General features: G+C 45.9%; 21 protein-coding genes, 1 tRNA gene, 2 pseudogenes and 1 riboswitch. Of the genes and pseudogenes, 17 read left to right on the forward strand and 7 right to left on the reverse strand.

Features of this window, described 5'->3' with window-relative positions:
* Positions 1-64: 64 nt before the first annotated feature.
* The 6 genes and pseudogenes from RUW00_RS23105 to RUW00_RS13115 form a co-directional block, all read left to right on the forward strand.
* Positions 65-1,012 (forward strand): annotated as a pseudogene (locus tag RUW00_RS23105) (HAMP domain-containing protein); the annotation flags it as partial.
* Entirely contained in the window at positions 1,007-1,960 is a 954-nt protein-coding gene (locus RUW00_RS23110) for a methyl-accepting chemotaxis protein (protein ID WP_427846721.1), read from the forward strand. The pseudogene RUW00_RS23105 and the gene RUW00_RS23110, both read left to right, overlap by 6 nt.
* A 270-nt stretch (positions 1,961-2,230) precedes the next feature.
* Positions 2,231-3,127: pseudogene (locus RUW00_RS23115) on the forward strand (HAMP domain-containing protein); the annotation flags it as partial.
* Positions 3,122-4,072, forward strand: coding sequence for a methyl-accepting chemotaxis protein (locus tag RUW00_RS23120; protein WP_404833624.1), 951 nt, complete (start codon positions 3,122-3,124; stop codon positions 4,070-4,072). The pseudogene RUW00_RS23115 and the gene RUW00_RS23120, both read left to right, overlap by 6 nt.
* 115 nt (positions 4,073-4,187) lie before the next feature.
* A complete protein-coding gene (locus RUW00_RS13110) occupies positions 4,188-6,194 on the forward strand; it encodes a methyl-accepting chemotaxis protein (RefSeq protein ID WP_017419398.1) in 2,007 nt (668 codons plus the stop codon).
* 65 nt (positions 6,195-6,259) lie between these two features.
* Complete coding sequence (locus tag RUW00_RS13115) at positions 6,260-6,784, forward strand: type 1 glutamine amidotransferase domain-containing protein (protein WP_280145414.1); 525 nt, start codon at positions 6,260-6,262, stop codon at positions 6,782-6,784.
* A gap of 31 nt (positions 6,785-6,815) precedes the next feature.
* Here the strand turns inward: RUW00_RS13115 and RUW00_RS13120 are convergent, their stop codons facing one another.
* Entirely contained in the window at positions 6,816-7,802 is a 987-nt protein-coding gene (locus tag RUW00_RS13120) for a Gfo/Idh/MocA family protein (protein WP_025650345.1), read from the reverse strand.
* A gap of 179 nt (positions 7,803-7,981) precedes the next feature.
* Here RUW00_RS13120 and RUW00_RS13125 point away from each other — a divergent pair, with 179 nt between their 5' ends.
* From RUW00_RS13125 to RUW00_RS13140, 4 genes are all read left to right on the forward strand, one after another.
* Positions 7,982-9,142, forward strand: coding sequence for an AI-2E family transporter (locus tag RUW00_RS13125; protein WP_014305691.1), 1,161 nt, complete (start codon positions 7,982-7,984; stop codon positions 9,140-9,142).
* A gap of 91 nt (positions 9,143-9,233) precedes the next feature.
* Positions 9,234-10,064, forward strand: coding sequence for an undecaprenyl-diphosphate phosphatase (locus RUW00_RS13130; RefSeq protein WP_095273324.1), 831 nt, complete (start codon positions 9,234-9,236; stop codon positions 10,062-10,064).
* A gap of 127 nt (positions 10,065-10,191) precedes the next feature.
* Positions 10,192-10,264: transfer RNA gene (locus RUW00_RS13135), tRNA-Ala, on the forward strand.
* 112 nt (positions 10,265-10,376) lie between these two features.
* Positions 10,377-10,697 carry a hypothetical protein gene (locus RUW00_RS13140; protein WP_315956627.1) on the forward strand — a complete coding sequence of 107 codons (321 nt, stop codon included), beginning with the start codon at positions 10,377-10,379 and terminating at the stop codon, positions 10,695-10,697.
* A gap of 66 nt (positions 10,698-10,763) precedes the next feature.
* Here RUW00_RS13140 and RUW00_RS13145 read toward each other — a convergent pair whose 3' ends face one another.
* Complete coding sequence (locus RUW00_RS13145) at positions 10,764-11,405, reverse strand: cupin domain-containing protein (RefSeq protein WP_061862518.1); 642 nt, start codon at positions 11,403-11,405, stop codon at positions 10,764-10,766.
* A gap of 218 nt (positions 11,406-11,623) precedes the next feature.
* Between RUW00_RS13145 and hmpA the strand changes: the two genes are divergently transcribed.
* Positions 11,624-12,799, forward strand: a complete 1,176-nt coding sequence (hmpA, locus tag RUW00_RS13150; RefSeq protein ID WP_025650409.1) for an NO-inducible flavohemoprotein — start codon at positions 11,624-11,626, stop codon at positions 12,797-12,799.
* Positions 12,800-12,940: 141 nt separating this feature from the next.
* Positions 12,941-13,786, forward strand: coding sequence for a glucosaminidase domain-containing protein (locus RUW00_RS13155; protein WP_014418724.1), 846 nt, complete (start codon positions 12,941-12,943; stop codon positions 13,784-13,786).
* Between the two features lie 34 nt (positions 13,787-13,820).
* Here RUW00_RS13155 and ktrA read toward each other — a convergent pair whose 3' ends face one another.
* The 3 genes from ktrA to cudC form a co-directional block, all read right to left on the reverse strand.
* Positions 13,821-14,489 (reverse strand): potassium uptake protein KtrA, encoded by a 669-nt coding sequence (gene ktrA, locus RUW00_RS13160; RefSeq protein WP_014418723.1) that lies wholly within the window; start codon positions 14,487-14,489, stop codon positions 13,821-13,823.
* Between the two features lie 166 nt (positions 14,490-14,655).
* A complete protein-coding gene (bslA, locus tag RUW00_RS13165) occupies positions 14,656-15,192 on the reverse strand; it encodes a biofilm surface layer hydrophobin BslA (protein ID WP_025650408.1) in 537 nt (178 codons plus the stop codon).
* A 159-nt stretch (positions 15,193-15,351) separates the two neighbouring features.
* Positions 15,352-15,906: a transcriptional regulator GbsR gene (cudC, locus tag RUW00_RS13170; protein WP_014418721.1), complete on the reverse strand. Its 555-nt coding sequence runs from the start codon at positions 15,904-15,906 to the stop codon at positions 15,352-15,354.
* Positions 15,907-16,106: 200 nt separating this feature from the next.
* On the opposite strand from cudC, the gene betB reads away from it, so the two are divergent.
* From betB to RUW00_RS13185, 3 genes are all read left to right on the forward strand, one after another.
* Complete coding sequence (betB, locus tag RUW00_RS13175) at positions 16,107-17,579, forward strand: betaine-aldehyde dehydrogenase (protein WP_032876872.1); 1,473 nt, start codon at positions 16,107-16,109, stop codon at positions 17,577-17,579.
* A gap of 17 nt (positions 17,580-17,596) precedes the next feature.
* Positions 17,597-18,805, forward strand: coding sequence for a choline dehydrogenase (gene gbsB, locus RUW00_RS13180; protein ID WP_014418719.1), 1,209 nt, complete (start codon positions 17,597-17,599; stop codon positions 18,803-18,805).
* A 71-nt stretch (positions 18,806-18,876) separates the two neighbouring features.
* Positions 18,877-19,458, forward strand: coding sequence for an MOSC domain-containing protein (locus RUW00_RS13185; RefSeq protein WP_280144576.1), 582 nt, complete (start codon positions 18,877-18,879; stop codon positions 19,456-19,458).
* Position 19,459: 1 nt separating this feature from the next.
* Here RUW00_RS13185 and RUW00_RS13190 read toward each other — a convergent pair whose 3' ends face one another.
* Entirely contained in the window at positions 19,460-19,948 is a 489-nt protein-coding gene (locus tag RUW00_RS13190) for a DinB family protein (RefSeq protein WP_017419515.1), read from the reverse strand.
* Between the two features lie 146 nt (positions 19,949-20,094).
* On the opposite strand from RUW00_RS13190, the gene RUW00_RS13195 reads away from it, so the two are divergent.
* Positions 20,095-20,625, forward strand: coding sequence for an NfeD family protein (locus RUW00_RS13195; protein WP_017419514.1), 531 nt, complete (start codon positions 20,095-20,097; stop codon positions 20,623-20,625).
* A gap of 19 nt (positions 20,626-20,644) precedes the next feature.
* Positions 20,645-22,174: a flotillin lipid rafts scaffold protein FloT gene (locus RUW00_RS13200; protein WP_025650407.1), complete on the forward strand. Its 1,530-nt coding sequence runs from the start codon at positions 20,645-20,647 to the stop codon at positions 22,172-22,174.
* Between the two features lie 30 nt (positions 22,175-22,204).
* On the opposite strand, the gene thiT is transcribed toward RUW00_RS13200, so the two are convergent.
* A complete protein-coding gene (thiT, locus tag RUW00_RS13205) occupies positions 22,205-22,786 on the reverse strand; it encodes an energy-coupled thiamine transporter ThiT (protein WP_007410163.1) in 582 nt (193 codons plus the stop codon).
* A 100-nt stretch (positions 22,787-22,886) separates the two neighbouring features.
* Positions 22,887-22,987: riboswitch (TPP riboswitch) on the reverse strand.
* Between the last annotated feature and the right edge of the window lie 404 nt (positions 22,988-23,391).

A 23,391-nucleotide genomic window follows, 5' to 3' on the forward strand; every position in this document is an offset into this window, starting at 1 on the left:
AAAATCAATAGCCAAAAAACTTATCATTTCATTTTTACTGATCTTAATTATTCCGGTAGCAGTATTGGCTGCCGGCGCCTACCGTTCGGCGGCTTCATCCGTTGAAAAGCAAATGATGGAAAGCGCCGAAGGAAATGTGCAAATCTTAAACAATATGATTGATGACCGGATCGGAATGTTTACAAAAAGCTCAGCATATTTCAGCGAATGGGCGACAAGCGCTAAATTTAAAGAAAAAAACCAAACGGAAATGCAAGAAAGGTTCAAGCAGTTTATTGAAAGCAATGATAAAGCGTCCGCCGTATTTTCAAGCAGCAAGGAAGGAACGTTTACCCGTTATCCGCATGCCGATATGCCGGCCGATTTCAATCCGCTTGAAAGAAGCTGGTATCAGGAAGCCATGGAGAATAAAGGCCAAACCATCATCACAGACCCTTATGAGTCCATCTCAAACAAAAAGATGGTCGTCACCATGGCCCGCGCGGCGCAAGACGGATCAGGCGTCGTCGCCATTGATATAAAAATCGACGATCTCATCACGATGACAAAAGAAGTGAACATCGGAAAAGAAGGATACGCCTTTATCCTCAGCAAAAATAAAAAAGCCGTTGCCTACAGTGATGAAAAAGCCGGCTCGGCGGTATCGGGAAAATGGGTTGATACATTATACAGCGGGCAAAAAGGCGTCTATGAATATACGCTGAACGGGAAAGCGAAAAAAATGGCGTACGTGACCAATGAAGCGACGGGCTGGAAGATCAGCGGAACCATGTCTGTGGATGAAATCAAAGATGCGGCAAGACCGGTTCTGACTCTGGCCGTTATCATATTGGCGATAGCCATTGCCGCAGGGATGATTTTCATTTATTTTGTCATCCGCTCAATTACCAAACCGTTAAAACATCTCGTAGCTTCAGCGGAAAAAATCAGCAGCGGAGATCTGACGGAAACCATTGATGTCAGCTCTCAAGATGAGCTCGGCGTGCTCGGTAAAAGTTTTAATCATATGACAGATTCACTCCGTTCGCTTATTCAAGGAATTCAGGACTCTGTTGAACATGTCGCTTCTTCCTCAGAGGAGCTGACGGCTTCGGCTGAGCAGACGAGCAAAGCAACGGAACATATCACCCTTGCGATTGAACAGTTTTCTAATGGAACGGAAGACCAAAGTGAGAGTATTGATAAAGCGACCGCCCAAGTGAATGAGATGAAAGACGGGCTCAGCGATCTGGCGGAAGCGGCAGCCGTGGTGACGGAAACTTCAATTGAATCGGCGGAGATATCCGGCGCCGGTGAGCGGCTTGTCAAGAAAACAGCCGGCCAGATGGGCGCCATTGACCAATCCGTAAGCAAAGCGGAGCAAGTCGTACAAGGGCTTGAACTCAAATCGCAGGACATCAACAGCATTTTGCGCGTCATTAACGGCATTGCCGATCAAACGAATCTCCTTGCTTTAAATGCAGCCATTGAAGCGGCAAGAGCGGGAGAATACGGACGCGGTTTTTCAGTCGTTGCCGAAGAAGTGAGAAAGCTTGCCGTCCAATCCGCCGATTCAGCGAAAGAAATCGAATCCTTAATTCATGAAATCGTCAAAGAAATTCATACTTCGCTCGGAATGCTGGAATCCGTCAATCACGAGGTGAAAAGCGGACTTCAGTTAACGGACGAAACGGAAAAAAGCTTCCGGGACATTTCCGTTAAAACAAATCAGATTGCCGGTGAACTGCAAAATATGAATGCAACCGTGGAACAGCTTTCTGCCGGATCTCAGGAAGTATCAAACGCTTCAGAGGATATCGCGGCTGTCTCCAGACAAAGCGCGGCCGGCATTCAGGACATCGCGGCTTCAGCTGAAGAGCAGCTTGCGTCCATGGAGGAAATCAGTTCCTCCGCCGTCACGCTGGAAAAAATGGCGGAAGAATTACGCGAACTGACAAAGCGTTTTAAGATAAACTCTTAATTGAGTCTAAAAGACTAATTAACAATAGGTAAAAAGTATGTTTCGTTATATTTCTTCTTTTTGGGTGTGTATATTTACCTATAATTGCCGATATGAAGGGTAAACACACAAGAGGAGTTATAGCAGATGAAAAAAATTGTGCAAATCATCAAGCAGAGATCGCTTACAAGAAAACTGCTCATTTCTTTTTTGGCCATTCTCATTCTTCCTATTTCAACGCTGGCTTTTATCGCCTATCAATCGGCGGTAAGCACGCTTGACAGGCAGATGATGGGAAGCGCATTAGATAATGTGCAGCAGATTAACGATATGATCAACACAAGCATCAGCCAAAAGGAAGACGGAACGGCATATTTCAGCGATTGGCTCACAAAGGATCGGTACAAGCCGAAAAACCAATCGCAAATTACCGATAAATTCACAGAGTACATGAAGATCAATAAAGACGTGGAATCCATTTTTACGAGTGACACGGAAGGACATTTCACACGGTATCCGGATCTGCAGATGCCTAAAGGATATAATCCGATTGAAAGAGACTGGTATAAAAAGGCCGTGGAAAATAAGGGGAAAGTTGTTGTAACAGATCCTTACCGCACGGCTTCCACCAATACGATGGTCGTGACGGTCGTTCAGCAGACGAAAGACGGCTCAGGAGTCGTCGCCATCAATATGAAAATCGATGAGCTTCTGAAAACGACAAAGAAAGTGAACATCGGAAAATCCGGCTACGCTTTTATCCTGACGAAAGACAAAAAAGTGGTCGCCCACCCGAACCGCACATCAGGCACAGTATTAAACGGGGAGTGGGCCGAACGGCTGTTCACCAGCAAAAAAGGTGATTTTCAATACAAATACGACGGCCAGGAAAAGAAAATGGTTTATGATACGAACAAGCTGACAGGCTGGAAGATTACCGGAACGATGTATCTGGACGAAATTCATGAAGCGGCCCTGCCGATTCTTCATCTGTCCCTGCTCGTTCTCGTATTAGCGATTGTGATCGGAACCATCGTCATGGTGCTGATTATCCGTTCAATCACAAAACCGCTCAAGCAGCTTGTGACATCATCGAAACAGATCAGTGAAGGCGATTTAACAGAAACGATCGAGATCCAGTCAAAAGATGAATTAGGCGAGCTTGGCAAAAGCTTTAACAATATGGCCGCTTCGCTCAGGTCTCTCATCCATGCCATCCAGGATTCCGTGAATAACGTCGCATCTTCCTCAGAGGAGCTGACGGCTTCAGCGGAGCAGACAAGCAAGGCAACCGAACATATCACATTGGCGATCGAACAATTTTCTAACGGAAATGAAAGCCAAAGTGAAAATATTGAAAGCGCGGCGGAACATATTTACCAAATGAACAGCGGGCTTAAAGATATGGCGAAAGCATCTGCCGTCATTACCGAATCCTCCGCCACATCAGCGGAAGTCGCCAATTCAGGCGGAAAGCTCGTCCACCAGACGGTCGGCCAAATGAACGTCATTGACCGGTCAGTGAAAGAAGCTGAACAAGTGGTGCGCGGACTTGAAACAAAATCAAAAGACATTACAAACATTCTCCGTGTCATTAACGGAATCGCTGATCAGACAAACCTTCTTGCGCTGAACGCGGCAATTGAAGCCGCGCGTGCGGGTGAATACGGCCGGGGCTTCTCAGTCGTCGCCGAAGAGGTCAGAAAACTTGCGGTCCAGTCTGCCGATTCAGCGAAAGAAATCGAAAGCTTAATTATAGAAATCGTCAACGAAATCAATACATCTCTCGGCATGTTCCAATCCGTCAACAAAGAGGTGGAGAGCGGACTGGATATTACGAATCAGACCGAAACGAGCTTCAAACGGATTTCTGAAATGACGAACCAGATCGCCGGAGAAATTCAAAATATGAATGCGACGGTAGAACAGCTGACAGCAGGATCTCAGCAGATTTCAGGAGCTTCTGAGCAAATCGCGTCCATCGCAAAAGAAAGCTCCGCCAGCATTCAGGATATTGCGGCCTCCGCCGAAGAACAGCTGGCTTCAATGGAAGAAATCAGTTCGTCTTCGGAAACGTTATCCCAAATGGCGGAAGAATTACGTGATATGACGAAACGATTTAAAATAGATTAATAGGTCATAGAACACCCAAATGTGCTGTTTGGGTGTTTTTTTTAGTTTTTTTAATAAATCTTTTGTCCTATCTGACGATATTAGATTTAGCTTTTCAAAGAAGGAGACTGAAAAAATGAAACAACTGATACATTGGATCAAACAGCCATCCATCAGCAAACCGCTGATCGCGGCATTTTTAGCCGTATTGGTGCTTCCGGTCGGCATACTCGCCTACTTCAGCTACCAAACGGCGGGGAGTACATTAGAAAGCGAACTGACCCACAGCGCCCAGGGAAATGTCAGCGAACTGAACAGCGTGCTGGAAAACATGCTCGAAGGCAAGCTCAAAGCGATTGACTACTACAGCGAATCAATCACTAAGGAAAAACTGAACACAAAAAATAAATCGGTACTGCTCGACAATATGAAGCAGTATGTCACCGTAAATGACGATGTCGCGTCAATTTACGCCGCGTCTCGCGACAAAGCGTTCGTGAAATATCCGTCCGCTGATATGCCGTCCGATTATAATCCGCTCACGCGCGAGTGGTATACAAAAGCGGTTGAAAAAAGCGGACAGCCGGTGTTTACCGAGCCTTATAAAGACGCTGCAACCGGACAGACGGTCGTTACGATTGCCCAGCAGACAAAAGACGGATCAGGCGTTGTGGCGCTTGATATTAATCTTGGCGACCTGCTGAACGCTTCCGAACGCGTCCAGATCGGTCATAAAGGATTTGCCTTCATTACAACGGGAGATAAAAAATACATCGCTCATCCGACTATAAAAGCGGGAACGGAAGGCTCCGGAGAGTGGACGAAAGAAGTGTTTTCCAAATCGAGCGGTTCGTTTGAATACATGTTTGAAGGACAGCAGAAGAAAATGGCCTTCACGACAAACAAACTGACGGGCTGGAAAATCGCCGGCACATTTTTTGTCAGTGAGATCCATGACGCAGCCTCGCCTGTCATGAAAATGGCGCTGATCATCCTGGCGGTTTCTCTTATCGTCGGCGGGGTTTTAATCTTTTTTATCATTCGCTCGATTGCAAAACCGCTCAAAAAACTTGTTTCGACATCAGCTAAAATCAGTGACGGCGATTTAACGGAAGTCATTGACATCAAGTCAAAAAATGAATTCGGGCAGCTCAGCCAAAGCTTCAATGAGATGTCGGCATCACTCCGGTCTGTCATCGGCGTCATTCAATCATCCGTCGAACATGTCGCTTCTTCATCCGAAGAGCTGACGGCATCTGCCGGACAGACAAGCAAGGCGACAGAGCATATTACACTGGCGATTGAACAATTCTCAAACGGAAACGAATCACAAAGCGAGAAATTGGAAGAAAGTGCTGATCACCTTTCCCAAATGAATGCGGGCATTGCCGAGACGGCGAATGTATCGGCGGAAATCACTGAATCCGCCATCCAAACCTCTGAAACGGCCGGAAGCGGAGAAGAATTAGTGGCGAAAACGGTCGGCCAGATGAAAACAATTGATCGTTCCGTACAGCAGGCGGAAGCGGTCGTAAAAGGGCTGGAAACGAAGTCGCACGACATTAAGAGCATTCTGAACGTCATTAACGGCATTGCCGATCAAACAAATCTGCTTGCCTTAAACGCTGCCATTGAAGCCGCCAGAGCAGGCGAATACGGGCGGGGCTTCTCCGTCGTTGCGGAAGAAGTGAGAAAGCTTGCCGTACAATCAGCCGGCTCCGCGAAGGAAATCGAAACGCTGATTCAGGAAATCGTCAAAGAAATCGCCACATCGCTTTCCGTATTCCAAGCGGTGAATCAAGATGTGAAGGAAGGCCTCGATATTACGGATCAAACGGCCGAAAGCTTCAAAAAAATCTCAGAAATGACGACTCAGATTTCAGGCGCCTTACAGCATATGAACGGAACGCTTGAGAAGCTTGCAGCCGGGTCGCAAAATGTGACAAACGCGGTGGAGGACATTACCTCAGTCGCCAAAGAAGGGTCCGCCGGCATTCAAGACATCGCCGCCTCAGCTGAAGAGCAGCTGGCCTCCATGGAAGAAATCAGTTCATCCGCCGAAACGCTTGCGCATATGGCTGAAGAACTGCAGCAGGTCACACGGAAATTTACGATTCAGTCTGAAGACGAAGAACAGCTGTAGCGAGCTGTTTCTTTTCCTCATCTGAAAAAAGCGATACACTAATATAAAAGAAGGGAGTGGCAGTGATGAGATTAGAAGGCAAAAAAGTCATAGCGCTTGTCAGTGACGATTTTGAAGACCTAGAGCTTTGGTATCCCGTCTACCGGCTGAGAGAGGAAGGCGCGATCGTTCATTTAATAGGAGAAGAAGCGGGCCGTTCATACAAAGGAAAATACGGTGTGCCCGCGACGGTGGATTACGATTTTAAGAGCCTGATTATTCAGGAGTATGATGCCGTGCTCGTGCCTGGCGGCTGGGCTCCTGACAAACTGCGAAGATATCCCGAAGTTTTGGAGATCATCCGTACGATGAACGAGCAGAAAAAGCCGATCGGCCAGATCTGCCATGCGGGCTGGGTGCTCATATCTGCCGGAATTCTCGCAGGAAAAAAAGTAACGAGCACGCCCGGCATCAAAGACGACATGACAAATGCAGGGGCACAGTGGCTGGATGAAGCTGTCGTAACTGACGGCCACATTGTATCAAGCCGCCGCCCGCCCGACCTTCCGCAGTATGCAAAAGCGTTTGCTGACCTGTTAGCGTCCAAATAAAAAACATCCGCCCAAATCCGGGCGGATGTTTTTAGTTTTGATCGGCGGGAAAGACAATTCCGATTTGTTTTCTCGCTTCTTCCATAATGCTTGCCGTAATGAAAGAACGTTCAAATGTATTTTCGGAAGACTCCCGCTGTCCGTTTCGAAGAAGATTGATGAATTCAGCCGTTTCGTAGTACATCGACGGTTTCAGATCAGGGACTGAAATGTCTTCCGTCCGTCCGTCACGATAGCGGATTTCCGCCCGTTCCGGCCCGTGAATGCTGTCCAGCACGATCGTGCCGTCCTCACCCTGAATTTCCGCCGGGGCAAACGAATTTGAGATTTTCGAATGCATCAGCACCGCTTCAAATCCGTCGTATGACAGAATTACCGTGCCTTCGCCGTCAACGCCGGATGCTAGTTTATGACCGGTCGCAATGACGTTTTTCGGTTTGCCGAACAGGACGACGGCCGGATAAATGCAGTACACGCCGATGTCCATTAACGAACCGTTCGATAATTCAGGCTTAAACGCGTTTAGCACCGTACCGTTTTTATATGCATCATATCGTGATGAATATTGGCAGTAGCTTGCCGTGAATCTCCTGACGGGTCCGATTTTATGTAAGTGGTTTTGAAGCATGCTGAAGTTCGGCAGGAACGTTGTTTTCATGGCTTCCATCAAGAGAACGCCGTTCGTTTTGGCTGCGTGAATCATTTCATCCGTTTCCCTTGCGTTAGACGCAAACGGTTTTTCGCACAGTACGTGCTTGCCGTGATCCATAAAAAGAACCGCCTGCTCTTTGTGAAATGCATTCGGGCTGGCGAGATACACCGCGTCATAGGCTTCGCTTTCCGCCATTTCTTTCAGGCTGGTGAAATAATGAGCAGCGCCGTGTTTGCCGGCGAATTCCGCCGCACGTTCCTCAGTTCTGGAATAAACCGCCGTTAATTGAAAATCATCAATAGCAGAAGCCGCCTCCAGAAATCGTTCTGTAATCCAATTCGTTCCGACTGTTGCAAATCGAATCATTGCTATCGCTCCTTCTATGTATTGGCTTACATTATAGCTTTTTTTCTGAGAAACATAAATGGAAAAAAGGCTGCCAGCTAAAGGGATAGGAAAAATTCCCATAGAGACCGGTTATTATTTTTCATTACAGGAACGATAGTGTACAATTTAAGTAAAATACATATGATGGAGGAACAATAGTGGAAACATTGCAAACATGGGGCGGCAGATTTAAACAGTTTTTCTTAGACAATAAATTTGTCTTGTTTTTGCTTGTATTGCTGCTCATCGGTCTCAATATCCTTGTCTTTATGAAGACATCATTTATTTTCACACCTATTATCGTCCTGCTCAAAACGATTGCGCTCCCCGTCATTTTGACAGGAATTGTTTATTATCTGCTTAATCCGATCGTAGATATATTGGAAAAAATAAGAGTGAAAAGAGTCTATTCCATCCTGCTCCTTTACCTTATTATTATAGGGCTGATTTCGATTACGGTCGTTTCAATTATTCCGTTTTTAAAGGAACAGATCATGAGCCTGATCGACAACCTGCCGAAATATGTGGATATTGTTGAAGATCAGACGAAAAGCCTGATCGGAAGCGATTTTGTAAATCAGGCGCAAAAGACGATGAATATCAACATTTCCGATCTTGCTAATAAAGTATCGGCGCAGGCGGCGACAATTGCAAACAGCACATTTACCGGAGTCGGGAATTTTATCGGCGCGCTGACGGAAGTGATTATTTCAATTGTGACCGTGCCGTTTATTCTGTTCTATTTGCTGAAAGACGGCAAAAAACTGCCAATCTATATCTTAAAGTTTGTGCCCACCCGTCTGAAAGAACAAACGTATACGATGCTTAGTGAAATGAACCACAGATTAAGCTCCTATATCAGAGGACAGGTCATCGTCAGCTTCTGCATCGGGTTTTTATTATTTATCGGCTATCTGATTATCGGACTTGATTATGCGTCCCTGCTTGCGGTCATTGCCGCTTGTACGAGCGTTGTTCCGTATTTAGGGCCGACCATTGCCATCACGCCGGCGATTATTATCGCGTTGGTCACTTCTCCCCTTATGCTGCTGAAGCTTGCGATTGTATGGACCGTTGTCCAGCTCGTGGAAGGGAAATTAATTTCGCCGCAGATCATGGGGAAAAATCTTCACATTCACCCGATTACCATCATCTTTGTTCTTTTAACCGCCGGAAAGCTGTTCGGGGTTGTCGGCATTATTTTAGCCATCCCGGGGTATGCGGTCATCAAAGTGGTCACGACCCATCTGTTTGATTGGTTCAAAATGCGTTCGCATTTATATGAAGAAGAAAAAAATGATGCTGTATCGAAGTCATAAAATCGGAGCGGACATGATATTTATTATAAGACAGGCTTTCCTTCAGAGGAGAGCTTCTCTTTTGTAAATGATGAATGAAGGGAAGAATGGGATGACACTATGGGAGATGTTCACAGCAGCCGTTTTGGGAATCGTGGAAGGGCTGACGGAGTACGCGCCGGTTTCTTCCACGGGACATATGATCATAGCGGATGACATCTGGCTGAAATCCGGAAGCCTGATGAATCCGGAAGCCGCCAATTCCTTCAAAGTGGTGATTCAGCTCGGTTCGATTCTGGCGGTGGCCATTGTGTTTAAGGATCGGATATTACATTTACTCGGCCTCAAAAAAAACGTCACGCGCGATCAGCAGAAGGGATACAGGCTGACCATCGCGCAAATCGCCGTCGGTCTTGTTCCGGCGGCGGTGCTCGGCTTTTTATTTGAGGATTTCATTGACCGCTATTTATTCTCTGTCAGAACGGTCGCTTACGGATTAATTGCCGGAGCCGTGCTTATGCTTATAGCGGACTGGATCAATAAAAGGAAAGAAACGATCGATACGGTGGACAGAATCACCTACAAACAGGCTTTCTGTGTCGGATTATTCCAGTGTCTCGCCTTATGGCCCGGATTTTCCCGCTCAGGCTCAACAATTGCCGGAGGTGTTATTGTCGGCTTGAATCACCGGGCAGCCGCAGACTTCACATTTATTATGGCTATTCCGATTATGGCGGGCGCAAGCCTTCTGAAGCTGGTGAAATACTGGAGCAGTCTTTCTTATGACATGATTCCGTTTTTTCTTGTCGGCTTTGTCTGCGCCTTTGTCGTCGCCCTCTTAGTCGTCAAGTTTTTTCTTCGGCTCATCAATCGGATTAAGCTTGTCCCGTTCGCCATTTACCGTGTCATCCTCGGCATCATTTTAATCATGCTCGTGCGATAAACGAAGAGGCCCCCGGAGGGTCTTCTTTTTATGTTCGAAAAACGTCTCAGGAAAATATGAGCAAACTGAATTTTCTGCTTGAAATTCAAAGAAGACTCGTCTATAATAAAACATGACGTTACAGCACGGGGCCATAGCTCAGCTGGGAGAGCGCTACGCTGGCAGCGTAGAGGTCAGGGGTTCGAGCCCCCTTGGCTCCATACCTTTAAACCCTTATTCTATAAATAAGGGTTTTTTTGTTTTTTCATCTTCTGCGGCAGCCTCTGTGTTCTGCTTCATTTCTAACAACTCAAAATAAAGGAAAGAGAGAAAATGAAAAAGAAAATCTATCTTATATTATCTCTGTCAGCGGCACTGGCGCTTTTTTTGACAGCGCTTCCGGCTCTTTCTCCTGTCATCTTCACGTCTGTTTCAGAAAAAGGAGCCATCAGGCATGACATTTATAAAAAAGGATATCCGTATCAAAGCTACTTTGCGATTCTTCAAAAAGAAGAAGGCGGCGGAGAGGCCGGGAACCTTTATTATGTAAATTGGTTCAATTGGAAAGATGAAACCGGACAGACGCCGCACGTATGTTATTCAAAAAAATCGTCCGAAGGCGAGTACAAAGTAAGCTGCGGAACCGGACCGTAATGATCAAGAGCCCCTCTCCAATGAGGGGCTCTTTCTGTCGAGCTGAATGCCGCTCCGGCTCTCCGTTTAATATCCCCAATATAACGGCGTATCATAATGCCGATACGGATCATTCGGATAATACGTATTTGGCTGATAAGGCTTATTCATATCATGAATACCCGTATTCTCAGACTGTCCGCAGTATTTATCGGGACCTATCACAGTTGATTGCCGGATCGGTGAAACGGCTTTTTCCCACTCATGCTCATTCAGACAGTACGTATGCGCCATGATCTCAGGCGGCGTCAGACGGAGAATATCCGAGCCGTATATCACTTCAGGCGAAGGGGCGTCAAATATGGCCAAAAGGTGGGTTTTGTCTGAAGTGGCGACTTCATAATGCCACCACCCCTGCGGAACATTCGCCACTTGTCCTGAAGAGATCGGATAATTCCGTATTTTCTGGGTGAACGGATTCAGCATCGACACCACCGCGGAACCCGAAATACAGTACACCAATTCAGCGGCGTTTTGATGGGTATGCGGTTCAATCACATTTGTTTTGCTCAGAAAGATATCTAATAATGAAATATTTTCAAGCGTGTTTAACTGTTTAATCCCCAATACATTGATAAAGTTCCGAGCATCTTTCGTAAAAAAACGGCTCTCATTCACATCATAAGTGAATTGTGTATTCGGAGACGTGTAATCGATATCGGAAACCATGCACTCCCCCGCTTTCATCTTTAAACGTATATTCCCAAATATATGTGTCCCTGTTTCACCGGGTGATAAAAAAAGGAGGTGAAATCCATAAATTCCAAATCCAACACAATATTGTGACGACTTTTTTAAAGATTCATTTTCAATATATCTTTTATTCGAAATTTCTCTTACTATAAAGATATATTGAAAATACATCTTTAGAAGGGTTGAGGATTAACATGCTGGATGAGAGAACAATAGACATCATCAAAAGCACAGTACCCGTATTGAAAACACATGGAGAAAACATCACCGGACGCTTTTATAACCTGATGTTTCAAGATCATCCCGAACTGTTAAATATGTTTAACCAAACGAACCAAAAGAAACAGACTCAGCGCGCAGCATTGGCAAATGCAGTCATTGCGGCTGCGGCGAATATTGATCAATTAGAACAAATCATTCCGGCGGTCAGACAGATCGGCCATAAACACACAAGCATCGGTGTAAAACCGGAACATTATCCGATTGTCGGAAAGTATCTGCTTCTGGCAATTAAGGATGTGCTGCAGGATGCCGCAACTCCCGAGATTATGCAGGCATGGGAAAAAGCTTACGGTGTTATTGCGGAGGCTTTCATCGGCATTGAAAAAGACATGTACAATGAAGCCGGATGGCAGGGGTATAAAGAATTTACGGTTATACAGAAAACGAAAGAAAGCAAAGATATTACATCATTTTATATCAAACCGAGTGACGGCTCTTCGCTTCCTGGATTTGAAGCGGGACAATATATCAGCATTAAAGTGCGGATTGCGGATTCTCCTTATACGCACATTCGCCAGTACAGCCTGTCTGATGCTTCTCAAAAAGGGGCATATCGGATTTCTGTGAAAAAGGACGGAGCGGTTTCTTCTCATCTCCACAATGAAGTTCAAGAGGGAGATAAACTTGAAGTCAGCGCACCCGCCGGGGATTTCAAGCTGTCTTCTTCCGAAAAACCGGTTGTTCTTATCAGTGCCGGCTCCGGAATCACGCCGATGATGAGCATGCTGAAAACAGCCGCCGAAAAACAGCCGGAGCGTTCCGTTACTTTTATTCATGCCGCGAAAAACGGAGAGTACGCCGCGTTCCGCAAAGAGGCTGAACAAGCTGCGGAGAATCATCCGAATATTAACGTCATTTATGTATACAGTGAACCGGCAGAACAAGACCGCTCAGGAGACAAGCCTTTTTACAGCGGCAGGATTGATCAAACCTTCCTGGAGCAGCTTCATCTGAATCAAGATGCTGAATTTTACTTGTGCGGATCAGCGCAGTTTATGACACAAATGAAAGACATGGTTCTTGCCCTCGGGTTTGACTCTGATTCCGTTCAATATGAATTGTTCGGCCCTCAGCTGAGCATGGCATAACAAAAAAGACTCCTCAAAGAGGAGTCTTTTTTATTTGCACAATGTGTTCTTTCTCCGTCTTTTTCCCTATTTAATTGAAATTTTCATCAATGACCAGTAAAATTATAAATCTAGTGATTCCGGAATTAAAGGAAGGTTGATATGAAAAAGAAAGCAAAGACCAAAAGGGTGCTTGGGTGCCTTTTTGCTGTATCTCTTATATTCGGATTATTTCTGGTATCAATGGTGTTTTCGAAATTCATAGTGACGGAAGAAAAACCGCCTGAAGAGGTGGACGAGCAGCAGGTCTTTATTGACAGCCTTTCCGGGCATGCTCAAATTTTATATGAGAAATATCATGTCCTTCCGAGCATCACCCTCGCACAGGCCATTCTCGAATCGGACTGGGGGAACAGTGAGCTTGCGGGGAAAGCGCGCAACCTGTTCGGTGTAAAAGGTGATTATAAAGGAAAACACGTCACGATGAAAACGGATGAATTTGAAAAAGGAAAACGAAAAACGATTCGGGCAAAATTCCGTAAATACAGCACGTTTTTTGAATCAATGGATGACCATGCAAAATTATTTGTCAACGGAACGTCTTGGAATAAAAAGAAGTACAAGCCCGTCATTGAAGCGGACAATTATAAAACAGCGGCGGCTGCCCTTCAAAAATCCGGCTACGCCACAGACCCCGGCTATGCTGAAAAAATTAAAGATGTCATAGAAACCTATAACCTGAATGAATATGACAAAATCAATGCCTCTCTTAAAGCAGTTGATATGAAAGGCGCCATCAAAGACCACGCCATTGAAGACGTGTGGTCGAAGCCGTCAAAAGAGCGGCATTCTATTAAACTGGCATCGGCGCAAAAGTTTACCGGCCAGCATATTAAAGTCGTATCTGAAAAACAAAACGGAGAATCCGTCTGGTACCAAATTCAAGTGAAAGATGAGCTGATCGGCTGGGTTGACCAAACCGCCGTCCAGTTAAGTGAAGAAACATAAGCATCAAAAAAAGCCGGCAGCCCGCCGGCTTTTTTTACATCCCTTCAGTTTCAAACCTTTTAATATCACGTTTATGCCCCATCAGCACAAGGCAGTCACATTCATGAATGACAGTCTCCGGAGAAGGGGACAGCTGAATGTCTCCGTTATGTTTCACGGCGAGAATGGTGCAGCCGAATCTGGCCCGGACGCCGAGATCAAGAATGGATTTTAAATGCAGCTTTTTCGTGGCTGAAAGCTCCACGATGCTGTATTCATCTGACAAATCAATATAATTTAAGACGTTTTCATCTGAAAGGCTTTGCGCAATCCGCACGCCCATATCCTTTTCGGGATGGATAATACGATCAGCACCGATCTTTTCAAGCACTTTGTGATGATAATAGTTTTGCGCTTTCACCCAAATATTAGGGATGTTCAGCTCCTTCAATAACAGCGTCGTCAGCGTACTTGCCTGAATGTTGGCGCCGATTGCTACGATGACATATTCAAAATTTCTGATGCCGAGCGACTGAAGCTCGCTTTCTTCCGTTGAATTTGCCCGCACAGCATGCGTGGCATAAGAGGAGTATGCGTTGACCCGCTCTTCGCTGATATCGACCGCAAGCACCTCATGCCCCATTTTAAAAAGCTCTTTACAGATGCTTCCGCCGAAACGGCCGAGTCCGATGACGGCAAATTGTTTATTTTTGATTTTTCCCAATCCTCATAACTCCTTAAGAAACTGTTTTCGTCACTCCAAATACAACAAACAAGAATGTACTCCTGTTTCAAGGGTTTGTCAATGCGAGGGCCGGAAGAAAGAAAACAGCACAAAAAAAAGACCGGATGACAAGCGAGGGGCTTGTGCCGGTCTTTTTTCGCAATTATTAGCAGTCGCAAGGCTGTGTCGGCGGTGTGCTGCGTTTTTGAACAACAATTGTGTCCTCAGCATAGAATTTAGAGCCGATGCTTAATGATTTATTTTCTGCACGGAACTTATATGTACCTGCAGCAGGCAATGTTTTATTATTAAGAGAAAGCTTAAATTCCGCTGCGCCGAGCAAATCAATGTTTAACGGAAGTCTGACTGTTTTGCCGTTATTCAGAATTTGTCTTTCACGCAAAGCGTGTCCGTTGACTGTATCTTTTGTTGTAGCCGCAAATCCGCTAGGAAGGGTAAATTCCATAACGCCTAAGCTCAGGATCGTGTTCGGACGGTACGTCAATTCGATATCAGAAAATGACCATTCCTGCTGGCTGGCACCTGTATATTTTGCAAATAAGGTAGCAGTCGCTTTCGTGGACATTTCCGGCTCGTGAACGGTTGAGCCTGACTCAGCGGCGAATGACGCTGTCGGCAGAGAAAGAAGCAAAACCAGGCCGAATAAACTTGCCATGACAGTTGAGAAAAACTTGTGTTTCATTTTCATAAATCCCCCTAAAAAAAATTTGCTGATTGTTCTTAAAAAAGAACGACCATACCTATAAAAATTTACCATCAATTTTAATGGAAGTAAATGGGGTTATATTCCTATATTTTCTCAAAAATAATCAAATCACGACAAAAAACGCCTGATTTTGATTCAGGCGTTTTTTTCGTCCGTTTCTATCGGAATAAATTTAAAAATCTCCCCGCTCTGAACCGAGTCGGCGAGCCGCTTCAGCCAATCATAATAAGCTTTCGAACTTTCAAGCTGATCATATAACTGCCGCGCTTCTTCCTGTAATTCCGCGTTGCCTTCCTCGGCCAGCAAAACGGACTGCAAATCCGCCTGGGCCTGTACGATGGCGGACAAATTCACCTGAACTTCACGATCCCATTTCGGTGGGAAGAAATTCGTGAAAAACGTAAAGAAATCTTTTTCCGCTACAAACGTATGCTTCCGTGTGCCGCGGTGAAAGGTTTTTTTGACCACATTTAAATCCTGCAGCTTTTTGACGCCTGTGCTCATACTCGGTTTGCTCATCTGCAGTTCCTCACGCATTTCGTCAAGCGTCATTTCATCCCTCATATACATTGTTCCGTATAAAATCCCGACACTCCGTGTGATTCCGTAAAGATCCATCGTCTCTGCAATGGAATCAATGACAAGATCCCTGGCTTGTTCTATAGCTGCGAATTCTGGATTCTCATCCATACTGTCCCTCTTTTCCTCTTGAAGTTTAAATTTGTTAAGTCATTTCTTTATGTTCTTAATCTTAACGAATCATGACAAAATGTCAAAATCTAAACGGACTGATCGGGTTTTGACAGGCAAAAAAACATGTGTTAAATTAATATTGTTAAAAACATTAAATTTTTATTTAACAAACTTACTTTTCGGTAAGGAGGACTCTTATGAGCAAAACGCTTTATATCGGCGGCGAATGGATCAGTGCAGAAAAAAAACAGACCCGCCGTATCATTAATCCATTTAATCAAGAAGAAATTGCAACGGTATGCGAAGGAGACCGGAACGATGCGGTGAAAGCCATCGCCGCAGCCAGAAAAGCATTTGATGAAGGGGAGTGGCCGGTGCTTTCCGGGCTCGAGCGCGGACAATTTGTTCTGAAAATTGCGGAATTAATCAGACGCGATCTGAACGAATTAGCTGAGCTGGAATCGCTCGATACAGGAAAAACGATTGAAGAAAGTAAAGCCGATATGGATGATATCGCAAATGTATTTCAATATTATGCCGGTTTGGCGGATAAAGACGGAGGCGAGGTCATTTCATCTCCGATTCCCGATTCCGTAAGTAAAATCGTCAGAGAGCCAATTGGCGTATGCGGACAAATTACGCCGTGGAACTATCCGCTTCTTCAGGCGAGCTGGAAAATCGCTCCCGCTCTTGCGGCCGGAAATACGATCGTTTTAAAGCCGAGCGAGATTACTCCGCTGACAACCATTAAAGTCTTTCAATTAATAGAAGAAGCCGGTATTCCGAAAGGGGTCGCCAATCTCGTGCTGGGGCCGGGCGCCTCTGTCGGCGACGAGCTGGCGAGAAACCTCGACGTCGATTTGGTCTCTTTTACGGGCGGAATTGAAACAGGCAAAAAAATCATGCAGGCGGCAAGCGGCAACGTGAAAAAGATTGCCCTGGAGCTTGGCGGCAAAAATCCGAATATCGTATTTCAAGATGCAGATCTCGAAACAGCTGCAGATCAAGCGCTGAACGCCGTGTTTTTCCATGCCGGCCAAGTTTGTTCGGCAGGGTCACGTCTATTGGTGGACGAAGCCATTCATGATGAATTTTTAGCCGAGCTGATCAAGCGTACGAAACGCATCAAATTAGGAAACGGTTTTCATGAAGATACGGAAAGCGGTCCGCTGATTTCCGCCGAGCATCGGGCTAAAGTCGAAAAATACGTAGAAATCGGCATCGAAGAAGGGGCAAAACTGGAAACAGGCGGCAAACGTCCTGATGATCCCGCCCTTCAAAACGGTTTCTTCTATGAACCTACTATTTTCTCAAACTGCAAGTCTGATATGCGGATAGTCCAAGAGGAGATCTTCGGCCCCGTTTTAACAGTTGAGTCATTTTCTTCTGAAGAAGAAGTGATCAGACTTGCCAACGATACCATTTACGGGCTGGCCGGAGCGGTATGGTCAAAGGATATTGAAAAATGCGAACGCGTAGCCGCCAAACTGCGGATGGGAACGGTATGGATCAATGATTTCCACCCGTATTTCGCGCAAGCGCCATGGGGCGGGTACAAACAATCGGGCTTCGGCCGCGAACTCGGCAAAATCGGCCTGGAAGAATACACGGAAATCAAACATATTTACCGCAACACGAAACCTGCGGCTGTGAACTGGTTTCAAGCATAACGAGGAGGAGATACAATATGACATTAAATATGAAAGTAGAAAGCATGCATAAATTCCATACATTCGAAATCCCGACAGTCATTAAACACGGAATCGGTGCGATTCAGCACGCGGGAAGTGAAGTCAGAGCGCTTGGCGTCACAAAAGCGCTGCTCGTAACAGACCCGGGAATTTATAACGCGGGAGTGGCAAACCCGGTCATTGAATCTTTGCAGGAAGCGGGCATCGAAGTCGTCCTGTTTAACAAAGTGGAGCCGAACCCGCCTGTACGTCTTGTAAACGAAGGATCAGAACTGTATAAAAAAGAAAACTGCAACGGCCTTGTGGCTGTCGGCGGCGGAAGCTCCATGGATACAGCGAAAGCGATCGGGGTAGAAGCGACACACGAAGGAAGCGTGCTTGATTATGAAGCCGCGGAAGGCAAAAAGCCGCTGGAAAACCGTATTCCTCCGCTGACAACGATCCCGACGACTGCGGGAACAGGTTCAGAGGTTACACAATGGGCGGTCATTACAGATGAAGAAAGAGAATTTAAATTCAATACGGGCGGACCGCTTATCGCCGCGCATTTAACGGTCATTGACCCTGAGCTGCACACGTCCATGCCTCCGCATGTGACGGCTATGACAGGTATTGACGCACTTGCGCACGCCATCGAGTGCTATACGATGAAATTCGCGCAGCCGATCACTGATGCCGTCGCTTTAATGGCCATTGAATATGCGGCGCATTATATTAAGCGCGCGTTTGCGGACGGGGAGGATTTGGAAGCAAGATACGGCATGGCGCAGGCGGCGATGCTTGCCGGCCTTTCATACGGCAGTGAATCAGCAGGCGCGGCGCATGCAATGAGCCAGACGCTCGGCGGCATCATCCCTGTCGCTCACGGACAATGCGTCGCAGCTATGATGGGGCCGGTAATGGAATACAACTGGAAAGGCTATCCGGAAAAATTCGCCCGCATCGCCAAAGCATTCGGAATCGATACAAGCAACATGACAACCGATGAAGCGGCAAAAGCGTCCGTCAACTGGATGTATGATCTTGTAAAAGATTTAGAGGTGCCGAGTTTAGAAGAACAAGGTGTGTCTCCGGACATGATTGAACGTTTATCAAAAGAAGCTATGAAAGATCCGCAAACTTTCGGAAATCCAAGAGATTTGAATGAGAAAGCATACAACTGGATTTACAAACGCTGCTTCGACTTAACGCCGAAAACGGTATAATAAATGAACCCCGCTCCTTTACAGAGCGGGGTTTTTTAAGGATAATGTCAAGAAAAAGGCGGTGATGGCTGATGTGGAAACGCATAACAGCAAAGACGGAAGGCGTATATATAGCGGATACCGAACAACTTGTTACCAAAAAGATGGACAAGCTTCGTGCGGAATACGGCGGGTTCCCCGGTGACCTGCATTTCGGACTGACAAAAAAGGCCGGCGCGCGTGAGCCGATGTATGAAAGAGGAACAGAAATTTTTAACCGGAGACAAATTTCAATCGTGTCCATGGAGGAATGTGATGACATTGCGGAGAAGATGGGGATTTCTCATATCTTTCCCGAATGGCTCGGCGCTAACATCGCAATCAGCGGTTTTTCTGCACTGACGCCGCTTAAAGAAGGAAGCAGAATAATATTTCCAAGCGGTGCGTCTCTGTTGTGCGAGGGAGAAAATGATCCGTGCATTCAGCCGGGAGAAGTCATTCAATCCTTTTATCCGGATCAGTCAAAACTCGCCGCGGCGTTTGTGAGGCACGCGATGGGCAGAAGAGGAATTGTCTGTATTGTTGAACGCCCGGGTGATATATGCACGGGCGATGCGGTCACCATCCATTCTTATGAACCGAAACGCGCCAAGAAAAAAATCGAGAAGGTCTGACTCAGACCTTCTCGATTTTTTGTTTGATTTCTTCTATTTGATTGATGTGACGCTTTTCATGATGGCCGATAAAATCAATCCACTGGCGGATCGTCAGTTCTTGAAAAACAGGATGGGGAAGCACACGTTCTAAGTCTTCCTCGTTTAATGATGAAATAACTGCGGTCAGCTGCTGTCTTGCCGTATCTAATTCTTGTTTTGCTTCAATGACTGATATTCGGTTTTGCTCAGGTTCGAGGTGTGACGGCGCCGGCCGTTTATTTGTTCTGTCCTCTATAAACTCCATCGGTTTTTCTTCGATTTTTTTAAACGGTGCGTCTTTTGCCTGCTTTGATAAAAGGGTCTGCGCTGTTTCGTCAATTTTCTTTAAATGGTCAAGGACTTCCCGCACGCTCCACTCATCAGCCGCGGGCTTTCGGTTGAATTCCTCATCAGAGAGTCCTTTCAGTTCTTCCCAGGTCTGCTGTCTGGCTTCATTAAAAATGCTCATCCTATCTCCTCCTTTAGAGTAAACATATCATATCCGGATTGGATAATCATGTAATCAGCCTCACTTATCAGAAAATTGAAACCTTTTATCTTTACATCCGTATATAAAGTAACACTCCGACACCTCGGCCGAAAGGAGGATAGAAGATGAACATATTTCATCTGCCGCTTGAAACGGTCTATCTTTACACATTGATTATTTCGGGAAGTCTCACGCTCTTGATTCTGTTTTTTCAAGATGTGTTTCACGGCCTCTCGGAAGCCATTCCTGTTTCATTTTTAAACCCTGCATTGATTCTGTCTTTTTTAACAATCTTTTCAGCCTCAGGTTATATCGGCGAAATCGCCGCTCCGCTATCAAGTCCTGTCATTGCGTTGCTTTCATTTGTTCTTTCGGTTCTTTTGGTCAGCCTGCTTCACTTCTTCGTCCTTGTCCCGCTTTCATCAGCGGAAGAATCGCTCGCATATCGGGAGACGGATTTAAAGGGCAGAGTCGGCAGGGTCATTACTTCCGTCCCGAAAGACGGCTATGGAGAAGTGATCATAGAGGGAATAGGGGGCGCCATTTCTAAATCAGCCGTCAGCTTTGATCAAGAACAGATCAAGTACGGAACGGCCGTATTAGTGATTGACGTGAAAGACGGAGTGCTTTTTGTGACGCCGCATGAACCAATCTGATATCTAAGGGGGAACTGTTATGACTATGCCGATTATCATCGTTATCGGAATCGTATTCTTTTTACTCATCGCACTTATTGCTGTATTTATTACGAAGTACCGGACGGCGGGGCCGGACGAAGCCCTTATCGTGACCGGAAGTTATTTGGGAAATAAGAACGTCCACATTGATGAAGGCGGAAATCGTCTGAAAATCGTCCGGGGCGGGGGAACGTTCGTGCTCCCGGTATTCCAGCAGGCAGAACCTCTCAGTTTACTGTCAAGCAAACTTGATGTCTCTACACCTGAAGTCTATACAGAACAAGGCGTGCCGGTAATGGCCGACGGAACCGCCATTATTAAAATCGGAGGCTCCATCGGTGAAATCGCAACAGCAGCTGAACAATTTTTGGGGAAATCTAAGGAAGACCGTGAGCAGGAGGCGCGGGAGGTGCTGGAAGGCCATCTGCGCTCCATCCTCGGCTCTATGACCGTTGAAGAGATTTATAAAAACAGGGAAAAGTTTTCTCAGGAAGTCCAGCGGGTCGCGTCTCAGGATCTTGCTAAAATGGGGCTGATGATCGTTTCTTTTACGATTAAAGACGTCCGCGATAAAAACGGCTATCTTGAATCATTAGGTAAGCCGAGAATCGCCCAAGTCAAGCGGGATGCGGACATTGCCACGGCAGAAGCGGATAAAGAGACGAGGATTAAACGCGCGGCCGCTGATAAAGACGCAAAAAAATCAGAGCTGGAGCGGGCGACGGAAATAGCTGAAGCGGAAAAAATCAATCAGCTGAAAATGGCGGAATACAGAAGAGAGCAGGATACAGCAAAAGCCAATGCCGACCAGGCATATGATCTTGAAACAGCAAAAGCCCGCCAGCAGGTGACAGAGCAGGAAATGCAAATTAAAATTATTGAGCGGCAAAAGCAGATTGAATTGGAAGAAAAAGAAATCCTGCGCCGTGAGCGCCAATATGACTCTGAGGTGAAGAAAAAAGCCGATGCTGACCGTTACTCGGTGGAACAAGCGGCCGCGGCCGCAAAAGCGAAGCAGCTCGCCGAAGCGGATGCCGAGCAGTACAGTATCGAAGCGATGGCCAAGGCGGAAGCGGAACGCGTGAGAATTGACGGTCTTGCTAAAGCGGAGGCTGAAAAGGCGAGAGGAGAAACCGAAGCGGAAGTCATCCGCCTGAAAGGTCTCGCAGAAGCGGAAGCTAAAGAAAAAATCGCCGAAGCATTCGAAAAATACGGGCAGGCTGCAATCCTTGATATGATTGTGAAAATGCTGCCTGAATATGCGAAGCAAGTCTCAGCGCCTCTTTCCAACATTGATAAAATAACCGTCGTTGATACGGGAGGAAGCGGTGAAAACGGCGGGGCCAATAAAGTCACAGGCTACGCAACCAATTTAATGGCCGGTCTTCAGGAAAGCTTAAAAGCATCTTCCGGAATCAATGTAAAAGAGCTTATTGAGAATTTTTCAGGCAAAGGAAACATAAAACAAAGTATAAATGAACTTACAAAAGAACTGAGTGATTCAAACGAACGGCACAGCCCGGAATAAAAAAACAGCAGGCGTAAACCGCCTGCTGTTTCAGTTCGTCCGCTTAGCTTCAAGAAGCCGCGGCGCAGTCATGAATAATAAGATAAGGACAATGGCCGAAAGGATAAAAGAAGGAATCATATAAGTCGCGTTATAGACGGACGAATAAATCCATACCGGCGTGCCTTTCGGAGCATAGCTTCCGAAAAAGACAGCTCCGGAGACCACATGTGCCGCATAGCGCAGCACACTGCCGATGAAAACACCGCCTATAACATACATCGTTAAAGCGCCTCTTTTTTTATTCAATGCCGATTCCCGTACACCGGAAGCAAACAAGCCGCTGAAACCGAGGACTGCAAATGCCGCGATGTAATCAAGAAATAGCTGCACCGGGTGCTGCAAAAACAAATTGCCGATGGCGATCTGGACAATCCCTGTTAAAAAGCCTGTCGTAAGCCCGGCCTTCACTCCCCAGCGGAATGAAATCAAAAAAATCGGAATCATCATAATAGAGACCGAACCGCCTTGGGGCATCCGGAGAAACATACCTGAGACAATGTCCAGAATGACAGCCGCCCCGGTCATAATCGCTATTTCAATTAAGCGCACAAGCTGTGTTGAATGATTCATAGTTTTCCCCCTGGTCAGACAACCGTATCAAGGATAAACAAAAAAGCAGCGCGGGGAAGGATGGGAAAAGGTCCGCGCGCTGCTTACATAAACTGCAAATCATTTGGCTTTGCCACATCCCTACGCCAGCGTTAACTAACAGGTTCAAAGGGTCAGAACAAAACGTTCACTCTCAGCTTTAATGCTCCCCTTGTGGTCATCAAGTATTTAGTTCAATCTTACTATACAAGAAAATATGCCAAACCACAAGACAGCTTATCTTTCTATAGAAGAGAAACTGAAATAAGTATGAAAGAAAATAATTAATGATTTTTTTAAAAAAACTATTGTCATATTTTCAAAAGGGTGTTATATTATTAAACGTCGCTGATGAACAGCAGACAACAACGAAAAGCTTCGGAAACAACTTGAAAAAAGTTGTTGACATAAAAGGAGCTGGGTGGTAAGATAATAAAGCTGCTTCAACAAGCGGTAATGATCTTTGAAAACTAAACAAGACAAAACGTACCTGTTAATTCAAAGTTTTAAATAAATCGCACAGCGATGTGCGTAGTCAGTCAAACACTTTATCGGAGAGTTTGATCCTGGCTCAGGACGAACGCTGG

Source organism: Bacillus sp. IS1, assembly GCF_032461585.1.
GTDB lineage: Bacteria > Bacillota > Bacilli > Bacillales > Bacillaceae > Bacillus > Bacillus velezensis.